The sequence below is a fragment of the Streptomyces sp. NPDC001513 genome (assembly GCF_042894695.1).
GTDB lineage: Bacteria > Actinomycetota > Actinomycetes > Streptomycetales > Streptomycetaceae > Streptomyces.
Genome location: NZ_JBIAVU010000012.1, coordinates 102,318 through 120,326, shown reverse-complemented (window position 1 = coordinate 120,326; position 18,009 = coordinate 102,318). Strand labels below are relative to the sequence as shown.

Below are 18,009 nucleotides of genomic sequence, written 5' to 3'. Positions count from 1 at the left end.
GGTGTCGGCCGGAGCGGGTCAGGCGTCGATCGACCGGACGAGGGAACGGGGGCGCAGGTCGGTCCAGTTGGCCTCGATGAACTCCAGGCACGCCCCGCGGGTGTTCTCCTCGAAGACGGTCGTCCACCCGCCGGGCACCTCGGCGAAGGAGGGCCAGAGCGAGTGCTGGCCCTCGCCGTTCACCAGCACGAGGAAGCGGCCCTCGGCGTCGTCGAAGGGGTTGGTGCTCACGGTCGGTACCTCCCGGGAACGTCGTAATTAGGTTAGGCTCGCCTAATTCGGAAGAGCTTAGTCTTTCCCCTTGCCGCTCACAAGGAGATCCGCATGCGCCTGACCGATCCCGTCTCCGGCCGCGGGGCCGGCACGGACCACTCCCTCGCCTCGTACGGACTGCCCGGCGAACCCGGCACCGACGCGTTCTGGGCGGCAGCGGGGGCACCCGCCTCCGTCCGTACCGGAGACGGGAGTTGGACGACCCTGTTCCTGTGGCGCGGCGCTCCGGCGAGCATCGGGTTCGAGAGCTGGTCGGAGCCGGTGTCCCTGCGCCGGTGGGGCGGTACGGACTGCTGGTACGCCGAGGTCCCGATGCCCCCGCGGCTGCGCGTGAGCTACCGGTTCCTCGTCGACGGTACGGCGCACGCCGACCCCTTCAACCCGGCCGGCGCGGGCGGCGACCTGTCGATCGCCGCGACCCCCGACGCTCCCGCCCAGCCGCACTGGCCCCTCATCGGCCCCTCGGACGTCCTGCCCCTCCCGCGCACCCGGCTCCGCTGGGCGAGCGAACGGCTCGGCGGGCGGCGCACCGTACGGGTCCACCCGGCGGGCGGTGGCGGGCCGGTGGTCCTGCTGCTCGACGGGGACGACTGGCTGTACCTGCATCCGGCCGTGACCGCCTTCGACTCGGCCGTCGCCGCCGGCGGGATGCCCCCCGTGACGCTGGTGTTCCTGCCGGTCCGGGACCGGGAGGCCGAGTTCGGGTGCGGGCCCGCGCTGTGGGAGGCCGTACGGGACGAACTGCTGCCGCTGGTGGCGGAGACCGGTCTGCCCGCGGACCGGGACCGGCTGGTGGTCGCCGGGCAGAGCCTCGGCGGACTGAGCGCGCTGTACGCGGCGCTGGAGTTCCCGGACCTGGTGTCCCGGGTCGCCTGCCAGTCGGCGTCGTTCTGGTGGACGCCCGGCGCCCCGGACCTGGCGGACCCCCTGGGCGGCCCGGCGGGCGGCGCCCTCGCCGCGCGCCTGCGGGAGGGCCCCGACCTGTCCGGGCTGCGGATCGCCTTCGACGTGGGGGAACACGAGACCCGGATGCTGCCCCACTGCGAGCAGGTCGAGACCCTGAGCGAACGGGCCGGTGCGACCGTACGGGTGTCCCGCTCGGCGTCCGGCCATGACCGGGCGGGCTGGCGGCACGCCCTGCTCAGGGACGTCGCCTGGGCCCTCGGCTGAGCCGTCTCTTTCGGATTCCGCCGCTCAGCGGGCCACCGCCAGGCAGTAGTCCGCGTCGGTGGCGAGGAGGTTGCGGTGGGTGTCCTCGGCCGTGATGACCCCGTCGTCCAGGACGAGGACGCGGTCGGCGGCGTCCAGGAGGGCCGGGCTGCCGGTGATCACCACGGTGGTGCGGCCCCGGCGCAGCTCCGCGATGTTGCGCGCGACGAGCTGTTCGGTGACCGCGTCCACGGCGGTCGTCGGATCGTGCAGGACGAGGATGTCGCTGTCTGCGGCGAGGGCGCGGGCCAGGGACAGCCGTTGGCGCTGTCCGCCGGACAGGTTCGCGCCGCGGTCCCGGACCCCGTAGTCGAGCCCTTCGCGGTGGAGGGCGACGACGTCGGTCAGCATGGACGCCTCGACGGCCTCGGGGAGCGTGCGGCTGGTGCCCGACGGGTCGATGTTCGTACGGAGGGTGCCCGCGAAGATCTCCCCCTCGTACGGGTTCACCAGCATGTGCTCGCGGACCGCCTCGACCGACAGGCCGGCGATGTCCTCCCCGCTGACCCGCACCACCCCCTCGTACGCGTCCGGCGGGATCCTGACGGCCAGGATCGAGGCGAGGTCGGCCGCGCAGCGCGGCTGGTAGACGGCGATCGCGACGAACTCGCCGGCGGGCACCTGGAACTTCAGGTCGCGCAGGGACCCGTACCGGACGCAGTCGATCTCCAGGTCCCCGCCCGCGGCCGGCCGCTCGGGCCCGCCGGCCGTGACCGGCGGGGCGGCCAGTACCAGGGCCATCCGCTCGGCCGAAGCACGGGCCATCATCACGTACTTGGGCATGTCCGAGAACATCTTGAGCGGTTCCATGATGAACTGGGCCAGCCCGACGGCCATGACGAGTTCGCCGATGGTGATCCGGCCGTCGAAGGCCAGCCAGCCCGCCGTCAGGGTCACGGAGGCCGCGAGGACGGCGTTCAGGGCCATGGCGGTGCCCGCGTACGCGCCGTTCGCCACGGCCACGGTGACCGCCTGGTGCTTCGCCTCCGTGCTGACCTTCCGGTAGGACCGGAAGGCGGCGTGGTTGCCGCCGAAGCCGTGCAGCGGGCGCAGGCCGGTGATCAGGTCGGCGACCTTCGCGCCCGCCCGTGCGACCCGGGCCTGCTGTTCGCGGGTGCCGGAGCCGATCCGTTTGGACATCACGCTCAGGATCGACAGGATCGCGACGGTGCCCACGATCACCAGCAGGCCGAGCCGGAGGTCGGCCAGCCCCAGGGCGACCGCCGCGACCAGCACCGCGACCAGTGAACTGATCAGCAGCGGCACCACCTCGATGATGTCGGCGGTCTGGTCGGCGTCCTCGGTGGCGATGGTCAGCACCTCGCCGGACTTGAGGTCCACGTCCCGGGCCACCGGCTGGAGCCCGCAGTCCGCGACGCGCACCCGCCAGCGGTGCGCCTCGGTCGTGTTGGCCTTCTGCAGGACGCGCATGCCGAACCGCCACGACAGCGACACGGTCGTGATGATCACGGCGAGCGCGGCGATGGACGCGGCGAGCGCGCCGAGGCTGCGCTCCCCGCGCATCGTGTGCTCGACGATCAGGCCGAGGGCGATGGGGAAGGCGGTCTCACCGGCCTGGTAGAGGCCCATGAGGACGGTGCCCCAGGTCAAGGCGCCGACGTTGCGGCGCAATGCGGTGCGGAGGATGTCGGACCCTACCGCCGGGGGTGCCCCCACGGGGGGCCGCTGCTTGTCAGGAGTTTTCATCGAGGTGGCGGGCAATCGCTTCCGGGGTGCGCAGGGTGAACAGATCACGGATCGTGATCACTGGACCGTACTCGCGGCGGAGCAGCCCGATCAGCCGCACCGCCAGCATGGAGTGTCCTCCCAGGGACACGAAGTCGCTCACCGCGCTCACCTCGTCGTCGTCCAGGTCAAGGGCCTCGGCGAAGTACTCGCACACGACGGTCTCGGTCTCCGTCTCCGGGCCGCGCTCCCCCGCCGTCGTCAGGGCGCCGAGCGGCTTCGCCTCCGGCAGCGCCTTGGTGTCGGCCTTCCCGTTCACGGTCAGGGGGATGGCCTCGACCTGCGCGTAGTGGGTCGGGCGCAGGAAGTCCGGCAGTGCAGACCCCACTTCGCCGGCGACGGTCGCCAAGTCACCGCCGTCCAGGACGAGGTAGGCGGCCAGCCGGTGGGCGCCGTCGACCTGCGGGTCGGGCTGGGCGACCGCGGCGGCGAACCGCACGGCCGGGTGCGCGGCGAACGCGGCCTCGACCTCGCCGAGTTCGACCCGGTGGCCCCGGATCTTGACCTGCTGGTCGGTGCGGCCGAGGTACATCAGGTTCCCGTCGGGCCGCCGCAGCACGAGGTCGCCGGTACGGTACATCCGCTCGCCGGGTGCGCCGAACGGGCAGGCGACGAACCGGTCCGCGGTCTGGCCGGGCTGGCCGAGGTAGCCGCGGGCGATGCCGATGCCCGCCACGTACAGCTCACCGGGGACCCCGTCCGGCAGCGGGCGCAGCCACGGGTCCAGTACGTACACGTCCGTGTTGTCGATGGCCACGCCGACCACCGGGTCCTGGCATTCGAAGGTGCCGACGCCGAGGGTGTTGATGGTGTACTCGGTGGGGCCGTACAGGTTGTAGCCGGCCGTCCCCCCGGTCTCGGCGAGGCGCTGCCACAGCGTCGGGGTGACGGCCTCGCCGCCCAGCAGCACCAGCGCCGGCCGCCGCGACGGGTTGTCGAGCAGGCCCTCGGCCACCAGCTGCTGCGCGTAGGTCGGGGTCACGTTGATGACGTCGATCCCGTGCTCGAGGCAGTACTCGACCAGCCGGGGGGCGTCGCGGCGCAGTTCCTCGTCGCAGATGTGCACCTCGTGGCCGTCGGCGAGCCACAAAAGCTCCTCCCACGACATGTCGAAGGCGAAGGACACGGTGTGCGCGATGCGGAAGACCCGGTGGCCGTGCTCGGCCAGCACCGGCTCGAAGATCCGGCGCTGGTGGTTGATCAGCATGTTGGTGAGCCCGGCGTATTCGGTCACCACGCCCTTCGGGCGCCCCGTCGATCCGGAGGTGTAGATCGTGTACGCGGGGTGCCGCAGGCGGTCCGGGTCGTCCGGCGCGTACGTCACGAACGGTTCGGCCTCGGGGAGGGGCCGGTCCAGTGCGATCAGGTCGCCGGCCAGCCGGGGTGACACCGCGCTGACGGTGAGGATGACGTCGGGGCGGGCGTCCGCGACGATCGCCGCGATCCGCTCGTCCGGGTGGTCCAGCTCCAGCGGCACGTACGCGGCGCCGGTGCGCAGCACGGCGAACAGGGCCACGATCGAGTCGAGCGAGCGGGGGATCGCGAGGGCCACGGTCGACTCGGGTCCGATGCCGCGGCGGGCGAGCACGCCCGCCACCGCGCGGCTGCGGTCCCGGAGGCTGCCGAAGGTCGTGGTCCGGCCGTGGGCGACGAGCGCGACCCGCTGCGGGTCACGGTCCGCCGCCCGGTCGAAGCGGTCGACGACGGTGTCCGTGCCGATGTCCGTACGGTCGGCCGGGGCGGGCCGCGGCTCCAGGCCGGGGAGCGCGCCGACCGGGCCGGTGGAGCGGGCCAGGTCGTCGAGCACGCGCAGGTAGTCGTCGAGGAGCCGGCGGGCGGCCTGTGTGTCGTGGTCGCGGTACTCCAGCTTGACCGTGAGCTGGTCGCCGGGCGTGACGACCCAGGTGAAGGGGTAGTGCGTGGAGTCGTCGGCGCGGACCGCGGTGATGCCGTGCCGGGCGTTCATCTCGGCGAACGCGTCCATGTCCAGGAAGTTCTGGAGCACGAACAGGTTGTCGAAGAGGGTGTCGTGGCCGCTGGCCCGCTGGATCTCGCCGAGCCCGAGGTGCTCGTGCTCCATCGCCGCGACCCTCGCCGCCTGTACGGCGGACAGGTACGCGCCGGCCGTGTCGCCCGGCCGGGCCCGCGTCCACATGGGCACGGTGTTGAGGAGTACGCCGACGATGTCGGACAGGCCTTCGCCCTCGCGGCCGGAGACGGTCACGCCGAACACGGCGTCACCGCGGCCGGTGCGTGCGCCCAGGAGGAGGCCGAACGCGCCGGTCAGTACGGAGTTCAGGGTGACGCCGTGCGCCCGGGCCGCCTCCCGCAGCAGTTCCGATTCCTCGGTGGAGAGCGTGTGCACGAGCGTGCGCGGCAGGTCGTCGACGAGGGCCGGCGCCGGTCCGGCGAGGAGCGTCGGGCCCGGGAGGCCGGTCAGGTGCTCCGCCCAGAACCGTTCCGATGCGGCCGCGTCCTTGGCGTCGAGCGCCCGGGCGTAGTCCTCGAAGCTCGGGGCCGCCGGGGCCGGGGGCGTCAACTCGCCCGCGACGGCGGCCTCGTAGGCGTCGAACAGGTCCCGCAGCACGATCTCGCGGGACCAGCCGTCCCAGAGCAGCAGGTGGTAGCTCAGCAGGAGGCCGTCACGGCCGTCGGGCCGCCGCGCCACGGTCAGCCGGATCAACGGCGGCTCACCCGGGTCGAATCCGGTGTCCCGGCCCCGGGCGAGCAGGGCGTCGACCTCCGCGTCCGTGGCGAGGGTGAGCGTGCGGACGCCGACCCGCCGGCCCGCGGCGAGGACCTGCACGGCGTTTCCGTCGTCGTCGGTGGTGAATCCGGCGCCCACCACCGGGTGCCTCGCGATCACCCACGCCATCGCCTCGGCCAGCGCGTCGGTGTCCAGGCGCCGGTCGAAGGTGAACCAGCTCTGCGCCACGTAGTGGCCGGCCGGGCCCGCCAGCTGGGCCTGGAAGAACAGACCCCTTTGGAGCGGGGTGACCGGCGCCGTGCGCTCGGCGCTCGTGGCGGCGTCCGCGATGCGTTCCAGGGCCCGCCGCCAGTGCCCGGTGATCTCGTCGGGTACGCCCTCGGCGAGGGTGAAGGCCGCGTGCAGGCTGCCGGTGGCCGCGTCGGTCCAGGCGTTGACCTCCACGGCGTAAGGGCTGCCCTGGTCCGCGCCGGTGAGGTGCAGGGCCTGGGACTCGCCGCCCCGGCCGAGGTAGTTGAACAGCACCTGCGGGCAGGCGTCCAGCAGGGGGGCGGTCTGCGGGTTGAGGTACCTGAGCTGTCCGTACGCGACGTGCGCGCGCTCGTCCGGCTGCCGTGCGGCCACCTCGCGGGCCGCTGCCACGGGGTCGGTGTGCGCGGTGAGCCGTACGGGCGCGATGGAGGTGAACCAGCCGACCGTACGGGTGTAGTCGTGGTGGGCCAGCGCCGGGACCCGGCCGTGCCGTTCCAGCTCGACGGCGAGATCGGTGGGCGCGGGCTGTACGTGGGTCAGTGCGGTGCGCAGCGCGCCGCACAGCAGCTCGGTGAGCCCGACGCCGAGTGCGGCGGGCGCGGTACGCGTCACGAGCTCGCTGACCTCGGGCGGGAGCACGACCGTGGTCTCGCGCGCTCCCGAGACTGCGGGCAGCAGCGGGGGCGCCTGGAGCGTGGTGATCCAGTGCCCGAGGTCGTCGGTCACGTGGGCGGAGCGGTACGCGAGTGTCTCCGCGTACTCGGCGTAGGAGGTGGTCGGCGGCGCGAGGGGCGTGCCGCGCAGGGCGGCGGCCAGGTCGTCGAGGAGGACCAGCCAGGACACGGAGTCGACGGCGAGGTGGTGCACGGTGACCACCAGGGTGCGGCTCGCCTCCAGCCAGGTGAACGCGATGACGTCCCCGGCCTCGGGATCGAGCCGCCCGGCGGCCTCGTTCGCCGCGGCCGTCGCTGCCGTCATGGCATCAGTGGCATCGGTGGCGTCCGCCCGTACGACGGTGACCGCGCGGGCGGGTTCGGTGCGCAGGGCCCACACCCCGTGCTCGACGCGCAGCCGCAGCCGCAGGGCGGGGTGGGCCGCGACGACGGCGTCCGCGGCGCGCCGGGCGTCGGCGAAGTCGGTGCCCTCGGCTGCCACGAGCGCCCTGGCCTGGGCGAACCGGGCGAGGGAGCCGCCCAGTTCGCGCTGGCGCAGGATGATCGGTGTCGGCGTCAGCGGGCCGTCCTCGCGGATGGCGGGGGCGGGTGCGGCGGACGGCTCCGCCGCCTGCGGGGTGCTCGTCGCCAGGTGTTCGGCGAGGGCGCGGGGTGTCCTGAGCAGGAACACGTCCCGTGGGGCGATCGTGAGGCCGAGCGCCCGGGCCCGGTTGACCACGGTGATGGCGAGGATGCTGTCGCCTCCGGCCCGGAAGAAGTCGCAGTCGCCGTCCACGGCGACACCGGGCAGCGTGTCGGTGAAGATGCCGACCAGCGCGGCGAGCGCCGAGCCGGTGGCGGCCACCGGGGTGTCGTGGTGTGCGGCCCGCTCGGCCAGGGCCTTGCGGTCCAGTTTGCCGTTGACCGTCAGCGGCAGGGCCTCGACCGGGAGGACCAGGCCGGGCACCATGTGCGCGGGCAGCTTCGCGGACAGCAGGCGGGTGAGGGCGGTGGCGTCGCCGGGGACCCGGCCCACGACGTGCGCGACGAGGTGGTCGGCGCTGTCCGCCACGGTCACGGCGACGTCGACCACGCCGTCGAGCTCTCTGATCGCGGACTCCACCTCGCCGAGCTCGATGCGGAAGCCCTTGAGCTGCACCTGGTCGTCGGCGCGGCCGGTGAACTCCAGGTCGCCGTCGAGGGTGCGGCGGGCGAGGTCGCCCGTGTGGTACATGCGGGAGCCGCCGCCCGCGAACGGGTCGGCCACGAACCGGCCCGCGGTGAGTGCCGGACGGCCCAGGTAGCCGAGCGACACCTGGTCGCCGGCGACGTAGATGGCGCCCACCCGGCCCGGCGGCACGGGCCGGAGGCGGTCGTCGAGCAGGTAGGTGACCAGGCCGGGGATCGGGGCGCCGATCGGGCTGGCCTCGTCGCCGTGGCCGAAGTCCGCGTCGGTCAGGACCCGGTGGGTGACGTGGACGGTGGTCTCGGTGATGCCGTACATGTTGACCAGCTCAGGCGTGGCGGTGCCGTGCCGCTCGACCCAGCCGCGCAGCCGGCCGAGGTCGAGTGCCTCGCCTCCGAAGACGATCCGGCGCAGTGCGGGAAGCGGCTCGCCGGCCTGCCGGTCGGCCTCGATGAACTGGTAGAAGGCCGAGGGGGTCTGGTTGAGCACGGTCACACCGCGCTCGCGCACCAGGCGGTGGAAGTCCACCGGGGAACGGGTCAGCCCGTAGTCGGGCACCAGCAGTTCGGCGCCGTGCGTGAGCGCGCCCCACAGTTCCCAGACCGCGAAGTCGAAGGAGTACGAGTGGAACTGGACCCACACGTCGTGCGGGCCGAAGTCCATGTCGGGCCGGGTGTTCGCGAGCAGGGTCACCACGCTGGAGTGCGGCACGACGACCCCCTTCGGCCTGCCGGTCGATCCGGACGTGTAGATCACGTACGCGGGATCGTGCCAGTCGGTCTCGACCTCGGCCGCGGGCGGGGTGGCGTCGTGCGTCGCCTCGTCGCCCTGGACGAGTACGCGGGCCGGTACGCCCGCCCGGTCCAGCAACCGTGTGAAGCGGTCCCGCTGTTCGCGGTCCACGAGGACGACCTGCGGTGCGGCGTCGGCGAGGATGTACTCCAGCCGTTCGTCCGGGTAGGCGAGGTCGAGCGGTACGTACGCGCCGCCCGCGGTGACGATGGCGACCAGGGCGACGACCTGCTCCAGGGAGCGGGGCACGGCGACGGCGACCCGTTCGCCCGGGCGGACGCCGGCCGCACGCAGCACCGCGGCCAACGCGTCCTTGGCCGTGGCCAGTTCGCCGTAGGTCAGGGACCGGGCAGAGCCGTCCAGGGCGCACTGGGTGACGGCAGTCCTGGCCGGGTCCCGGTGCGCGGCGGCGTCGAAGAGCGCTCCCAGGGTCGTCGGGCTGATCTGCTGGGGGCGCCGGGCGTCCTCGGGTGCCAGGTCGTCCACCAGGTCGTCGGGGCGGGTGAGCAGACCGGTGAGGATGTGGGTGAAGGTCTCCAGGATCGCCCGGGCGCTCGCCTCCCGCAGCAGCGCGCCGTCGTAGATGAGGTTGAAGCGCGGCCGGCCGTCGAGGGCGCGTTCCACCACGAGCGTCAACGGGTAGTGCGGGGCGCCTTCGTTGACGATGCCGGTGACGGCCAGGGTGTCGTCGGATCCCCGCAGACCTGCCACGTCGGTCGCGACGTCGAAGACGACCAGGGTGTCGAAGAGCGGTCCGGCGCCGGCCTGGCGGCCGATGCGCGCCAGCGAGACGTGCTGGTGCGGCAGCACCGCGCTCTGGTGTTCCCGTACCGAGGCGAGCAGCTCGCGGGCCGTGGTGCCCGCGGCCCACCGGGCCCGTACCGGGATCGTGTTGATGAACAGGCCCACCATGTCGGCGATGCCGGGCACGTCCGCGTCCCGCCCGGACACCGTGGAGCCGAAGACGACGTCCCCGGTGCCGTGCAGGACGGCGTCCAGGGTCACCGCCCAGGCGCTGTGCACCGCTACGCTCAGCGGCACACCGGCCGACCGGACGGCCTCGTCGATGTCGTCTTGGGGCTCCACGGCCGTGTCGGCGAACCGGTCGGACGGCGTGTGTCCCTCGGCGACCAGTGAGGGGCCGGGCAGCTCGGCGAGCTGCTCGCGCCACACCCGGTCGCTCTCGTCCTCGTCCCGCCCGGCGAGCCAGTGCACGTAGTCGGCGAAACCGCCGAGCGGGTACACCGTGCCGGGTGCGTGGTACTCGGCCAGCAGGGCGCGGAGCATCGGCGGCACCGACCAGCCGTCGGCGATGATGTGGTGCACGGTCTGCACCAGGACGGTGCGGCCGGCGCCCGCGCGGACGAGCGTGTACCGCATCAGCGGGCCGGTGGCCAGGTCGAAGCCCGCGCGGCGGTCCCGTTCGGCGAGGTCGCGGATCTCCTCGTCGGTGATGCCGGGGCGGTCCAGCGTGGTGAACGGGGCCTGCGCTCCGCTTTCCAGTACGGAGACGACCCGGCCGTCGGCGAGGGCCGTGAACCGCGCGGCCAGATTGGGGAAGAGCGTGAGCAGGCGGGTGGCCGCCGCCGCGAGCCGGCCGGGGTCCACCTCCCCCTCCAGCGTCAGCAGTTGCTGCTCGACGTAGCTGCCGGCGGAGTCGTCGTCGAAGACCGAGTGGAAGTACAGGCCCTCCTGGAGCGGGGTCAACGGCAGGACGTCCCGCAGCGACGGGCCGTCCAGGTCGTCGACGTCGGCCTGGGTGAGCTCCACCAGGGCGAAGTCACTGGGCGAGTGGCCGCCCTGGTCGAGTGCGGCCAGGGCGGCCAGGGTCTCCCGGAAGTACCGTCCGATGGTGGCGATGTCCTCGTCGGTGAACATCCCGTCGGGCCAGGAGACGGTGGTGGTCAGCTCGTACGCGCCGGCCGCCGAGGCGGGTTCGGCGATCGCGTTGAACTCCAGGGCGCGCGGCAGCCGCATCCGCGGATCGCGCCGCTCACCCAACTGCCCGGTGCTGCCGGTGAGTTCCCAGTCACCGGAGGCTCCGGCGTCGAAGCGGCCCAGGTAATTGAACAGTACCTGGGGCGCGGGCGTGTCGGACCCGGTGCCGCCGCTCAGGTACCGCAGGACTCCGTAGGAGAGGCCGTTGCCCGGTACCCGGGCGAGGTCCTCCTTGACCGCCTTGAGCGCGGCCGCCAGGTACGCGGGCGCGGTGAGGTCGGCCGCCGGTCCGGGGTCGACGGTCACCGGGAAGAGGGTGGTGAACCAGCCGACGGTGCGGGAGAGTTCGGGCTCGAAGCCGGCGGCCGGCGCCACGAGGTGCCCTTCGCGGCCGTGACCCTCCAGTTCGATGTGCGCGAACGTCTGGTCCTGCCCGAGGTCGCGGCGCCACCGGGCGAGGGTGACGGCGAGCGCGGTGAGCAGTACGTCGTTGACGCCCGCGTGGAACAGGGCGGGGATCTCGCCCAGCAGCGCGGCCGTGACCTCGGGGCCGACCGAGACGGTCGTCACCCGCTCCTGCTCGACGGTGTCGCTCTCGGCCGGCGTCCGCCTGCCCACCGGCGCGTCGGGCCCCGGCAGGGGGCGCCGGTAGTGGGCGCGGTCGGCGTCGAACGCGGTGCGCTCCAGCAATTGCGTCCAGCGCCGGAACGACGTGCCCACCGGGGGCAGTTCCACCGGCTCGCCCGAGGCGAGGCGCTGCCACGCCGTGGCGAGGTCCTCCCGCAGGATCCGCCAGGACACGCCGTCGATCACCACGTGGTGGACGACCACGACCAGCTGTCGTGCCGCGCGGCGCCAGACGGCCCGCAGCATCACGCCGTTGTCCGGGTCCAGCCCGGCGGTGGCGAGGGCCACGCACGCGTCGAGAGGCAGGTCGTCCCTCTCCTGCCACCCCGCGGCGGCTCCGCCGGCCTCCGGGATGTCGAAGCTCCAGTCGTCGCCGCGCACCAGCCTGGCGCGCAGCATGTCGTGCCGTGCGAGGACGGCGGTGAGGATCTCGTCGAGGGCTTCGGCGGTCAGGTCGGCCGGGGTGTTCAGCACCACCGACTGGACGAAGCCGTCGACGGCGTCGGTGGTCTCGCCGAGCCATCGCACGACGGGCGATCCGGCGACGGAACCGGTCGCGACGTCGCCGTGGTCCACGGCGGCCGCGCCCTCGCGGCTCGCCACCGCCGCCAGCGCGCCGATGACGCTGTTGGTGAAGATCTGCCGGGGGGTGACGTGCAGGCCCACGGTGCGCAGCGCGCTCAGCAGGGAGATGGCCAGGAGGCTGTCTCCGCCGAGCTGGAAGAAGTCCTGGTCGACACCGACCCCGTCCAGTCGCAGCAGCGCCGCGACCGCCTCGCACACCAGGCGTTCGTTCTCGGTGGCCGGCGCGGCGAGCGGGCCCGTCCCGAGGTCGGGTTCCGGCAGCGCGCCGCGGTCGAGCTTGCCGTTCGCGGTGAGCGGGAACTCCTTCATCACGACGATGTGGGTGGGCACCATGTACTCCACCATGTGCCCGGCGGCCCAGGCCTTGACCTCGTCCGCCCGCAGGTCCTCGCTTCCGGCGGCGGGGATCACGTACCCCACGAGGTAGGTGCCGCCGGCCGCGTTCTTCTTCGCGAGGACGCAGGTGTGGCGCACGTCGGGGTGTTCCGCGAGGCCGACCTCGACGTCCTCGATCTCCAGGCGCATGCCGCGGATCTTGATCTGGTTGTCGGCGCGGCCGAGGAAGTCCAGCGATCCGTCCGGGGCGAAGCGTGCGAGGTCGCCGGTCCGGTACAGCCGGGATCCGTCCCCGGCGAAGGGGTTGGCGACGAAGCGGGAGGCGGTCAGGCCGGGCGCGCCCACGTATCCGCGCCCCAGGAGGAAGCCTCCGACGTACAGTTCGCCGCCGACCCCGACCGGGACCGGGCGCAGTTCTTCGTCCAGGACGTACAGCTGGGTGTTGGGGTTGGCCTTGCCGATCGACGTCGACAGGCGTTCCGCGGCGCCCCGGTAGATGACGTGCGAGACGCCGATCGTCGTCTCGGCCGGGCCGTAGCCGTGGTACATGGGTATGTCGAGCCGGGTGCGGAACCGTTCGTACAGCTCCGGGGTCAGCACCTCGCCGCCGCACCACACGTGCCGCAGGCTGTCGAGCCGCCCGGAGTCGCCCGCGATCTCCAGCAGCACGTCCAGCATGGACGACACCAGGTAGGTGAAGGTGACGCGCTGCTCGGCGATCACGCCGAGGAGGTGGTGCGGGTCGCGTTCGCCGCCGGGGCGCAGGACCACGAGCCGGCCGCCGGACACCAGCGGCAGGAAGATCTCGTTGATGGAGATGTCGAAGGACAGCGGTGCCTTGAAGAGGGAGGCGTCGTCGTGGCCGAAGCCCAGGATCTCGTCGACCTGCCACAGCAGGCGCTCGCTGATCGCCTCGTGGCGGATCATGGCGCCCTTGGGCCGGCCGGTCGAACCGGACGTGAAGATGACGTAGGCGAGCGCGTTGCCGGGGACGGTGATCCCGGTCCCGTCCGCGGGGTGGGAGCCGTACCGCCAGTCGCCGAGGTCGACGGGCACGGCCGGTGGTTCGCCCGGGTCGTGCTCGCCCGGGCCGGCCAGTTGCAGGACGACGCGGGCGTCGTCGATGACGACGGCCCGGCGCGCGGCGGGCCACTGCGGGTCGAGGGGGACGAACGCGGCCCCCGCCTGGAGCACGGCGAGCAGTCCGATCACCATGTCGGCGGAGCGGCTCAGGGAGATGCCGACGACCTGCTCGGCCGTGATGCCGCGTTCGATCAGGTGGTGGGCCAACTGGCCGGAGAGCTTCGCTGCCTGACCGTACGTCAGTGAGCGGTGCTCGTCGATGACGGCGACGGCGTCCGGCCTGGTCCGGGCCTGCTCGCGGAACATCTCCACGATGCTCGGGCGGACCCGGTCGGCCCCGGTGTCGTTCCACTCGGCGAGGCTCGCGAGGCGTGCCGCCGCGCTGGACGGGGCGATGCTGCCGAGGGAGCGGTCCGGGAAGTCGGCCAGGTCGTCCAGCGCGAGCTGTGCGTCGGCCGCCGCGACGCCTTCGGGTACGGAGATGCCCAGGCCGACCTCGCCGACCTCGCCGACCTCGCCGACCTCCCAGCCGGGCGCCCCGGCACCGCCGTTGGCGGCCCGGCCGAGGACGTCGGCGAACAGGGTGCCGGGGGTGAGTTCCATGCCGTCCGGGCTGCTGCCCGTCGCCCAGTACGACAGCCCGATGGCGCACGCGTGGGCGATGGTCCGGTCGGAGTGGTCGCCTGTTCGCCGGCGCACGCCGGCCAGGCGTGTGGGAGAAAGCCGCACGAGACGAGCGGTCGGTTCCGTCATCGAAGACTCAACGCCCCTTCACAGTCCGTAAGTCGGCCCACCCGGATCAGGGTGGGCTAGCTGCCCTCGCGCCAGGCCCGCCACAGGCGCGCGTACCGGCCGCCCAGAGCCACCAGTTCGTCGTGCGTGCCGTGCTCGACGACGCGTCCCGCGTCCAGCACGGCGATCCGGTCCGCTGCCATCGCCTGCGTCAGCCGGTGCGCCACGAACAGCGTGGTCCGGCCCGCGCACGCGGCGAGCACCGCCCGTTCCAGCTCGGCCGCGCCCTCGCTGCCCGCTTCCGCCGTGGACTCGTCGAGCACCACCACCGGGGACCGGCCCAGCACCAGCCGGGCCAGGGCGATCTGGGCGACCTTGGTGACGTCCAGGCGCTCGCCGCCCTCGCCGACCAGGGTGTTCAGTCCGTCGGGCAGCGCGTCGACCCATCCGTCGGCGCCGACGGTGCGCAGGGCGTCCGCCAGTTCGGCGTCGGTCGCCTCCGGCGCGGCCAGCCGCAGGTCGTCGGCGAGCGGGCCGGAGAACACGTGCGTTTCCTGCGTCAGGATGCTCACCAGGGCCCGCGCCCCGGCCTCGTCCAGACCGGCGAGGTCGGTCGGCCCGATGCGGACCGACCCGGCCTGTGGGGTTCCGATGCCCGCGATCAGCGCGGCCAGGGTGGACTTGCCTGCACCGGTCGCCCCCACCAGCGCGAGCGAACCGCCGGCCGGAATCATCAGGTCGACGTCCCGGAGGACCGGCTCCTCGGTGTCGGGATAGCTGAAGGTGAGTCCCTCCACCCGGACGGGGTAGGGCGCGTCGACCGCCGGTGTGACGCCCGGGGCGCCGACCAGCCGGTCCTCCGCGTCCTCCCCCAGCACCCCGACCAGCCGGGTCAGGCTCGCGCCCGACTTCTGCGCCTCGTCGAAGGTGAACATGATGGAGCCGAGGGGGGTGAACAGCCGGTGGAACAGCAGCGGGGCCGCGGACACCTCGCCCAGGCTGGCGGCATCGGCCTCCAGCAGGGCGTACCCCACCACGATGATGAGGACGAGTCCGATGAACTCGGCGCGGTTCTCCCGGCCGACGAACCGGCCGAAGAGCCGGAACACCTCGATGCCGAGTTCGCGCACCCGCCACGACTCGCTGGTGACCTTCTCGCGGACGGCTCCCTCCAGGCGGTACGCCCGGACCGTGTCGATCCCGTTGAGTCCGCTGATCAGGGCTTGTGCGCGGTCGGCCTGGACCTCGCGCTGTCTGCGGTAGAGCGGGGCGGACCGGGGCAGGTACCAGCGCAGGGCCAGCGCGTACGCGGGCAGGGCGCCGGCGCCCGCCAGGCCGAGCCGCCAGTCCAGGCCGAACATGCCGAGCGTGGCGATGACCACCAGCACGCCCGCCGAGAACACCGTGGGGACGGCCGTGCGGATGCCCCGGGACAGTACGGCAACGTCGTCGCCGACCCTGGACAGCACGTCTCCCCGGCCGACCTGTTCGATGCGTGCGCTCGGCATCCCCAGCACCGCCCGTACGGCGCCTTCGCGCAGCCGGGCGAGCAGATCGGCGCCCAGCTTGCCGACCAGGTAGGTCGACAGGGCGGTGGCCGCCGCGCCGAGGAGCGCGGCGGCGACCATCAGGACTCCCGTCGTGACGAGGATGGAGCGCGACGCGCCCTCCACCACCCCGTCCACGACCCGGCCGAGCAGCAGCAGCGGGAGTACCTGGAGCGCCGCCCCGGCCACCGTGGTGAGCACGGTGGCGGCCGTCAGCCAGGGCACTTCGCGGCAGTGCGCGGTGACCCAGCGGGTGGCCTCGCGTCCGGTCGTCGTGCGCAGGGTCGACGGGGCGACGCGCGTATCCGTGGTGCTCACACCTAGCCGACCGACTTGACGAGTTCGTCGATGGCGTACGGCAGGGACAGCAGGGTGCCCTGGGACATGGCCGCGCCGACCGCCGGGCCCTCGCTGTCGAGCAGGTACGACACCTTGCCGTTCTTGACCGCGGCCAGGTTGGCGAACAGCTCGAACTTCTTGAGCGCCTCCGTGTCGGCCTTGTCGTTGATGACGAAGATGCGGTCGACGTTGATGAGGTCCATGCGTTCGGGGGAGAGCGTGGTGTAGAACTTGCCGTCGGCGATCTTGTCGATCTCGGTCTGGTACTTGAAGCCGGTGCCCGTCACCAGGCGTCCGCGGACGTCGGTGGAGGTGAAGGGGGCCGCCGAGTCCTTGTACCAGGACAGCGCGACGGCGGTCTGGTTCGCGAACTCGGGGTGTGCCTTCTTCGCCGCGTCGAGCTTGTCCTGGATGCCCTTCACCAGCTCGGTGCCCTTGGACTCCTGGCCGAGCGCCTTGGCGATGTGGACCGCGTTGTCCTGCCAGGGGGCGCTGAACGGCTCCTTCTCGGCCTTGGTGCGGCCCACCGTCGGGGCGATCTTGGAGAGCTTGTCGTAGGCGGCCTGGTCGATCTCGGAGTAGACCGCGATGATCAGGTCCGGCCGGAGCGCGGCGATCTTCTCGTAGTTCGGGCCCGTGTCGCCGTTGTTCATGACGACCTCGGGGCGGGTGTCGCCCCACTTGTCCTTCACCCAGGGCCACTGGGTGTTGATGTCCGGGCTGGTGCCCGGCGGGTTCGGGTACTGGTCGACCATGCCGACGGGCTTGATGCCGAACGCCAGGATGGCCTGGTCGTCGGTGTAGCCGACGGAGACGACCCGCTGGGGGGCCTTTGCGACCTTCGTGGATCCGAACGCGTGCTCCACGGTGACCGGGAAGGTGCCGGCCGCGGTGGCCGGGGCGTCGTCGGCCTTCTTGTCGGCCGGGTCCTTCGAGTCGGAACCGCAGCCGGCCAGGAGGCCGACACCGAGGGCCGCGGCGGTCAGCACCGCCGTCAACCGGCCCCAGGAGTTGGTACGAGTCGTTCGCTGGAGAAGCATCCGCAATCCCTTGCTTTCGTGCCGTCCACTACACCCCCGCCCGAGGGCAGGCAAACCGTATCGCGCTCAAGTGAGGCTAGCCTAGCCTTACTTACCTCGGAACTATGTCCAATCTAGTCGAGTCGGCCAGGCTGTACGTGGGTGCGTCCGATGGGCACGATGAGCGGCCGGTCCCCCACCGGATCCTCGATCACCTTGGCACGCAGCCCGAAGGCCTCGTACAGCAACTCGGCGGTGATGACGTCCCGCGGGTGCCCCTGCGCCAGGATCGACCCGGCCCTCATCACGATGAGGTTGTCGCTGTAGCGCGTGGCCAGGTTGAGGTCGTGCAGCACCATGACCACGGTGCATCCCGACTCGTGCAGGTCGTCCACCAGATCCAGTACGTCGATCGCGTGCGCCAGGTCCAGGAAGGTGGTCGGCTCGTCCAGCAGCAGCAGGTCGGTGCCCTGGGCCAGCGTCATCGAGATCCAGACGCGCTGGCGCTGCCCGCCGGACAGGGCGTCCACCGGCCGGTCCGCCAGGTCGGACACCCCGGTCATGGCCAGCGCCCGTTCCACGACGGCGGCGTCGTCCGACGACCACTGGCGCAGCCAGCTCTGGTGCGGATGGCGCCCCCTGGCGACCAGGTCGGCCACCGTGAGCCCCTCCGGCGCTACCGGCGCCTGCGGCAGCAGACCGAGCTTCTTCGCCACGTCCCGGGTCCGGAGCGTGGCGATGTCCTCGCCGTCCAGGACGACCGAGCCCTTCGTCGGCTTGAGCAGCCGCGAGAGGGTCCGCAGCAGGGTCGACTTGCCGCAGCCGTTGGAGCCGATGATCGTGGAGATCACCCCCGGCGGGATCGCCACGTGGAGGTCGTCGATGACGCTCCGGCCGCCGTACCCGACCGTGACCCCTCTGGCCGCCAGCCGCGCGGTCTCCTGCCCCCCGGACGCGATCCCGGTGATGTGCGATACGGCCACAG

The 18,009-nt window shown here is 72.7% G+C and carries 7 protein-coding genes; 1 reads left to right on the top strand and 6 read right to left on the bottom strand.

All coding sequences use genetic code 11. The features are described 5' to 3' along the window. Nucleotides 1–18: 18 nt before the first annotated feature. Nucleotides 19–231, bottom strand: coding sequence for an MbtH family protein (locus ACFYZ4_RS26225; RefSeq protein WP_351296379.1), 213 nt, complete (start codon nt 229–231; stop codon nt 19–21). 93 nt (nt 232–324) lie between these two features. On the opposite strand from ACFYZ4_RS26225, the gene ACFYZ4_RS26220 reads away from it, so the two are divergent. Then, on the top strand, nt 325–1,443 hold the full coding sequence (locus ACFYZ4_RS26220) for an alpha/beta hydrolase-fold protein (RefSeq protein WP_390784962.1): 1,119 nt from the start codon (nt 325–327) through the stop codon (nt 1,441–1,443). 24 nt (nt 1,444–1,467) lie between these two features. Here the strand turns inward: ACFYZ4_RS26220 and ACFYZ4_RS26215 are convergent, their stop codons facing one another. The 5 genes from ACFYZ4_RS26215 to ACFYZ4_RS26195 all read right to left on the bottom strand — a co-directional run bounded on the left by ACFYZ4_RS26215 (nt 1,468) and on the right by ACFYZ4_RS26195 (nt 18,007). Beyond that, nucleotides 1,468–3,189, bottom strand: a complete 1,722-nt coding sequence (locus tag ACFYZ4_RS26215; protein WP_390784961.1) for an ABC transporter ATP-binding protein — start codon at nt 3,187–3,189, stop codon at nt 1,468–1,470. Then, nucleotides 3,176–14,140 (bottom strand): amino acid adenylation domain-containing protein, encoded by a 10,965-nt coding sequence (locus ACFYZ4_RS26210; protein WP_390784960.1) that lies wholly within the window; start codon nt 14,138–14,140, stop codon nt 3,176–3,178. Before ACFYZ4_RS26210 ends, ACFYZ4_RS26215 begins: the two co-directional genes overlap by 14 nt. A 56-nt stretch (nt 14,141–14,196) precedes the next feature. Next, nucleotides 14,197–15,984, bottom strand: a complete 1,788-nt coding sequence (locus tag ACFYZ4_RS26205; protein ID WP_351296367.1) for an ABC transporter ATP-binding protein — start codon at nt 15,982–15,984, stop codon at nt 14,197–14,199. Nucleotides 15,985–15,986: 2 nt separating this feature from the next. Beyond that, a complete protein-coding gene (locus tag ACFYZ4_RS26200; protein WP_384343370.1) occupies nt 15,987–17,045 on the bottom strand; it encodes an iron-siderophore ABC transporter substrate-binding protein in 1,059 nt (352 codons plus the stop codon). Nucleotides 17,046–17,158: 113 nt separating this feature from the next. After that, on the bottom strand, nt 17,159–18,007 hold the full coding sequence (locus ACFYZ4_RS26195; RefSeq protein ID WP_390784959.1) for an ABC transporter ATP-binding protein: 849 nt from the start codon (nt 18,005–18,007) through the stop codon (nt 17,159–17,161). Nucleotides 18,008–18,009: the final 2 nt, after the last annotated feature.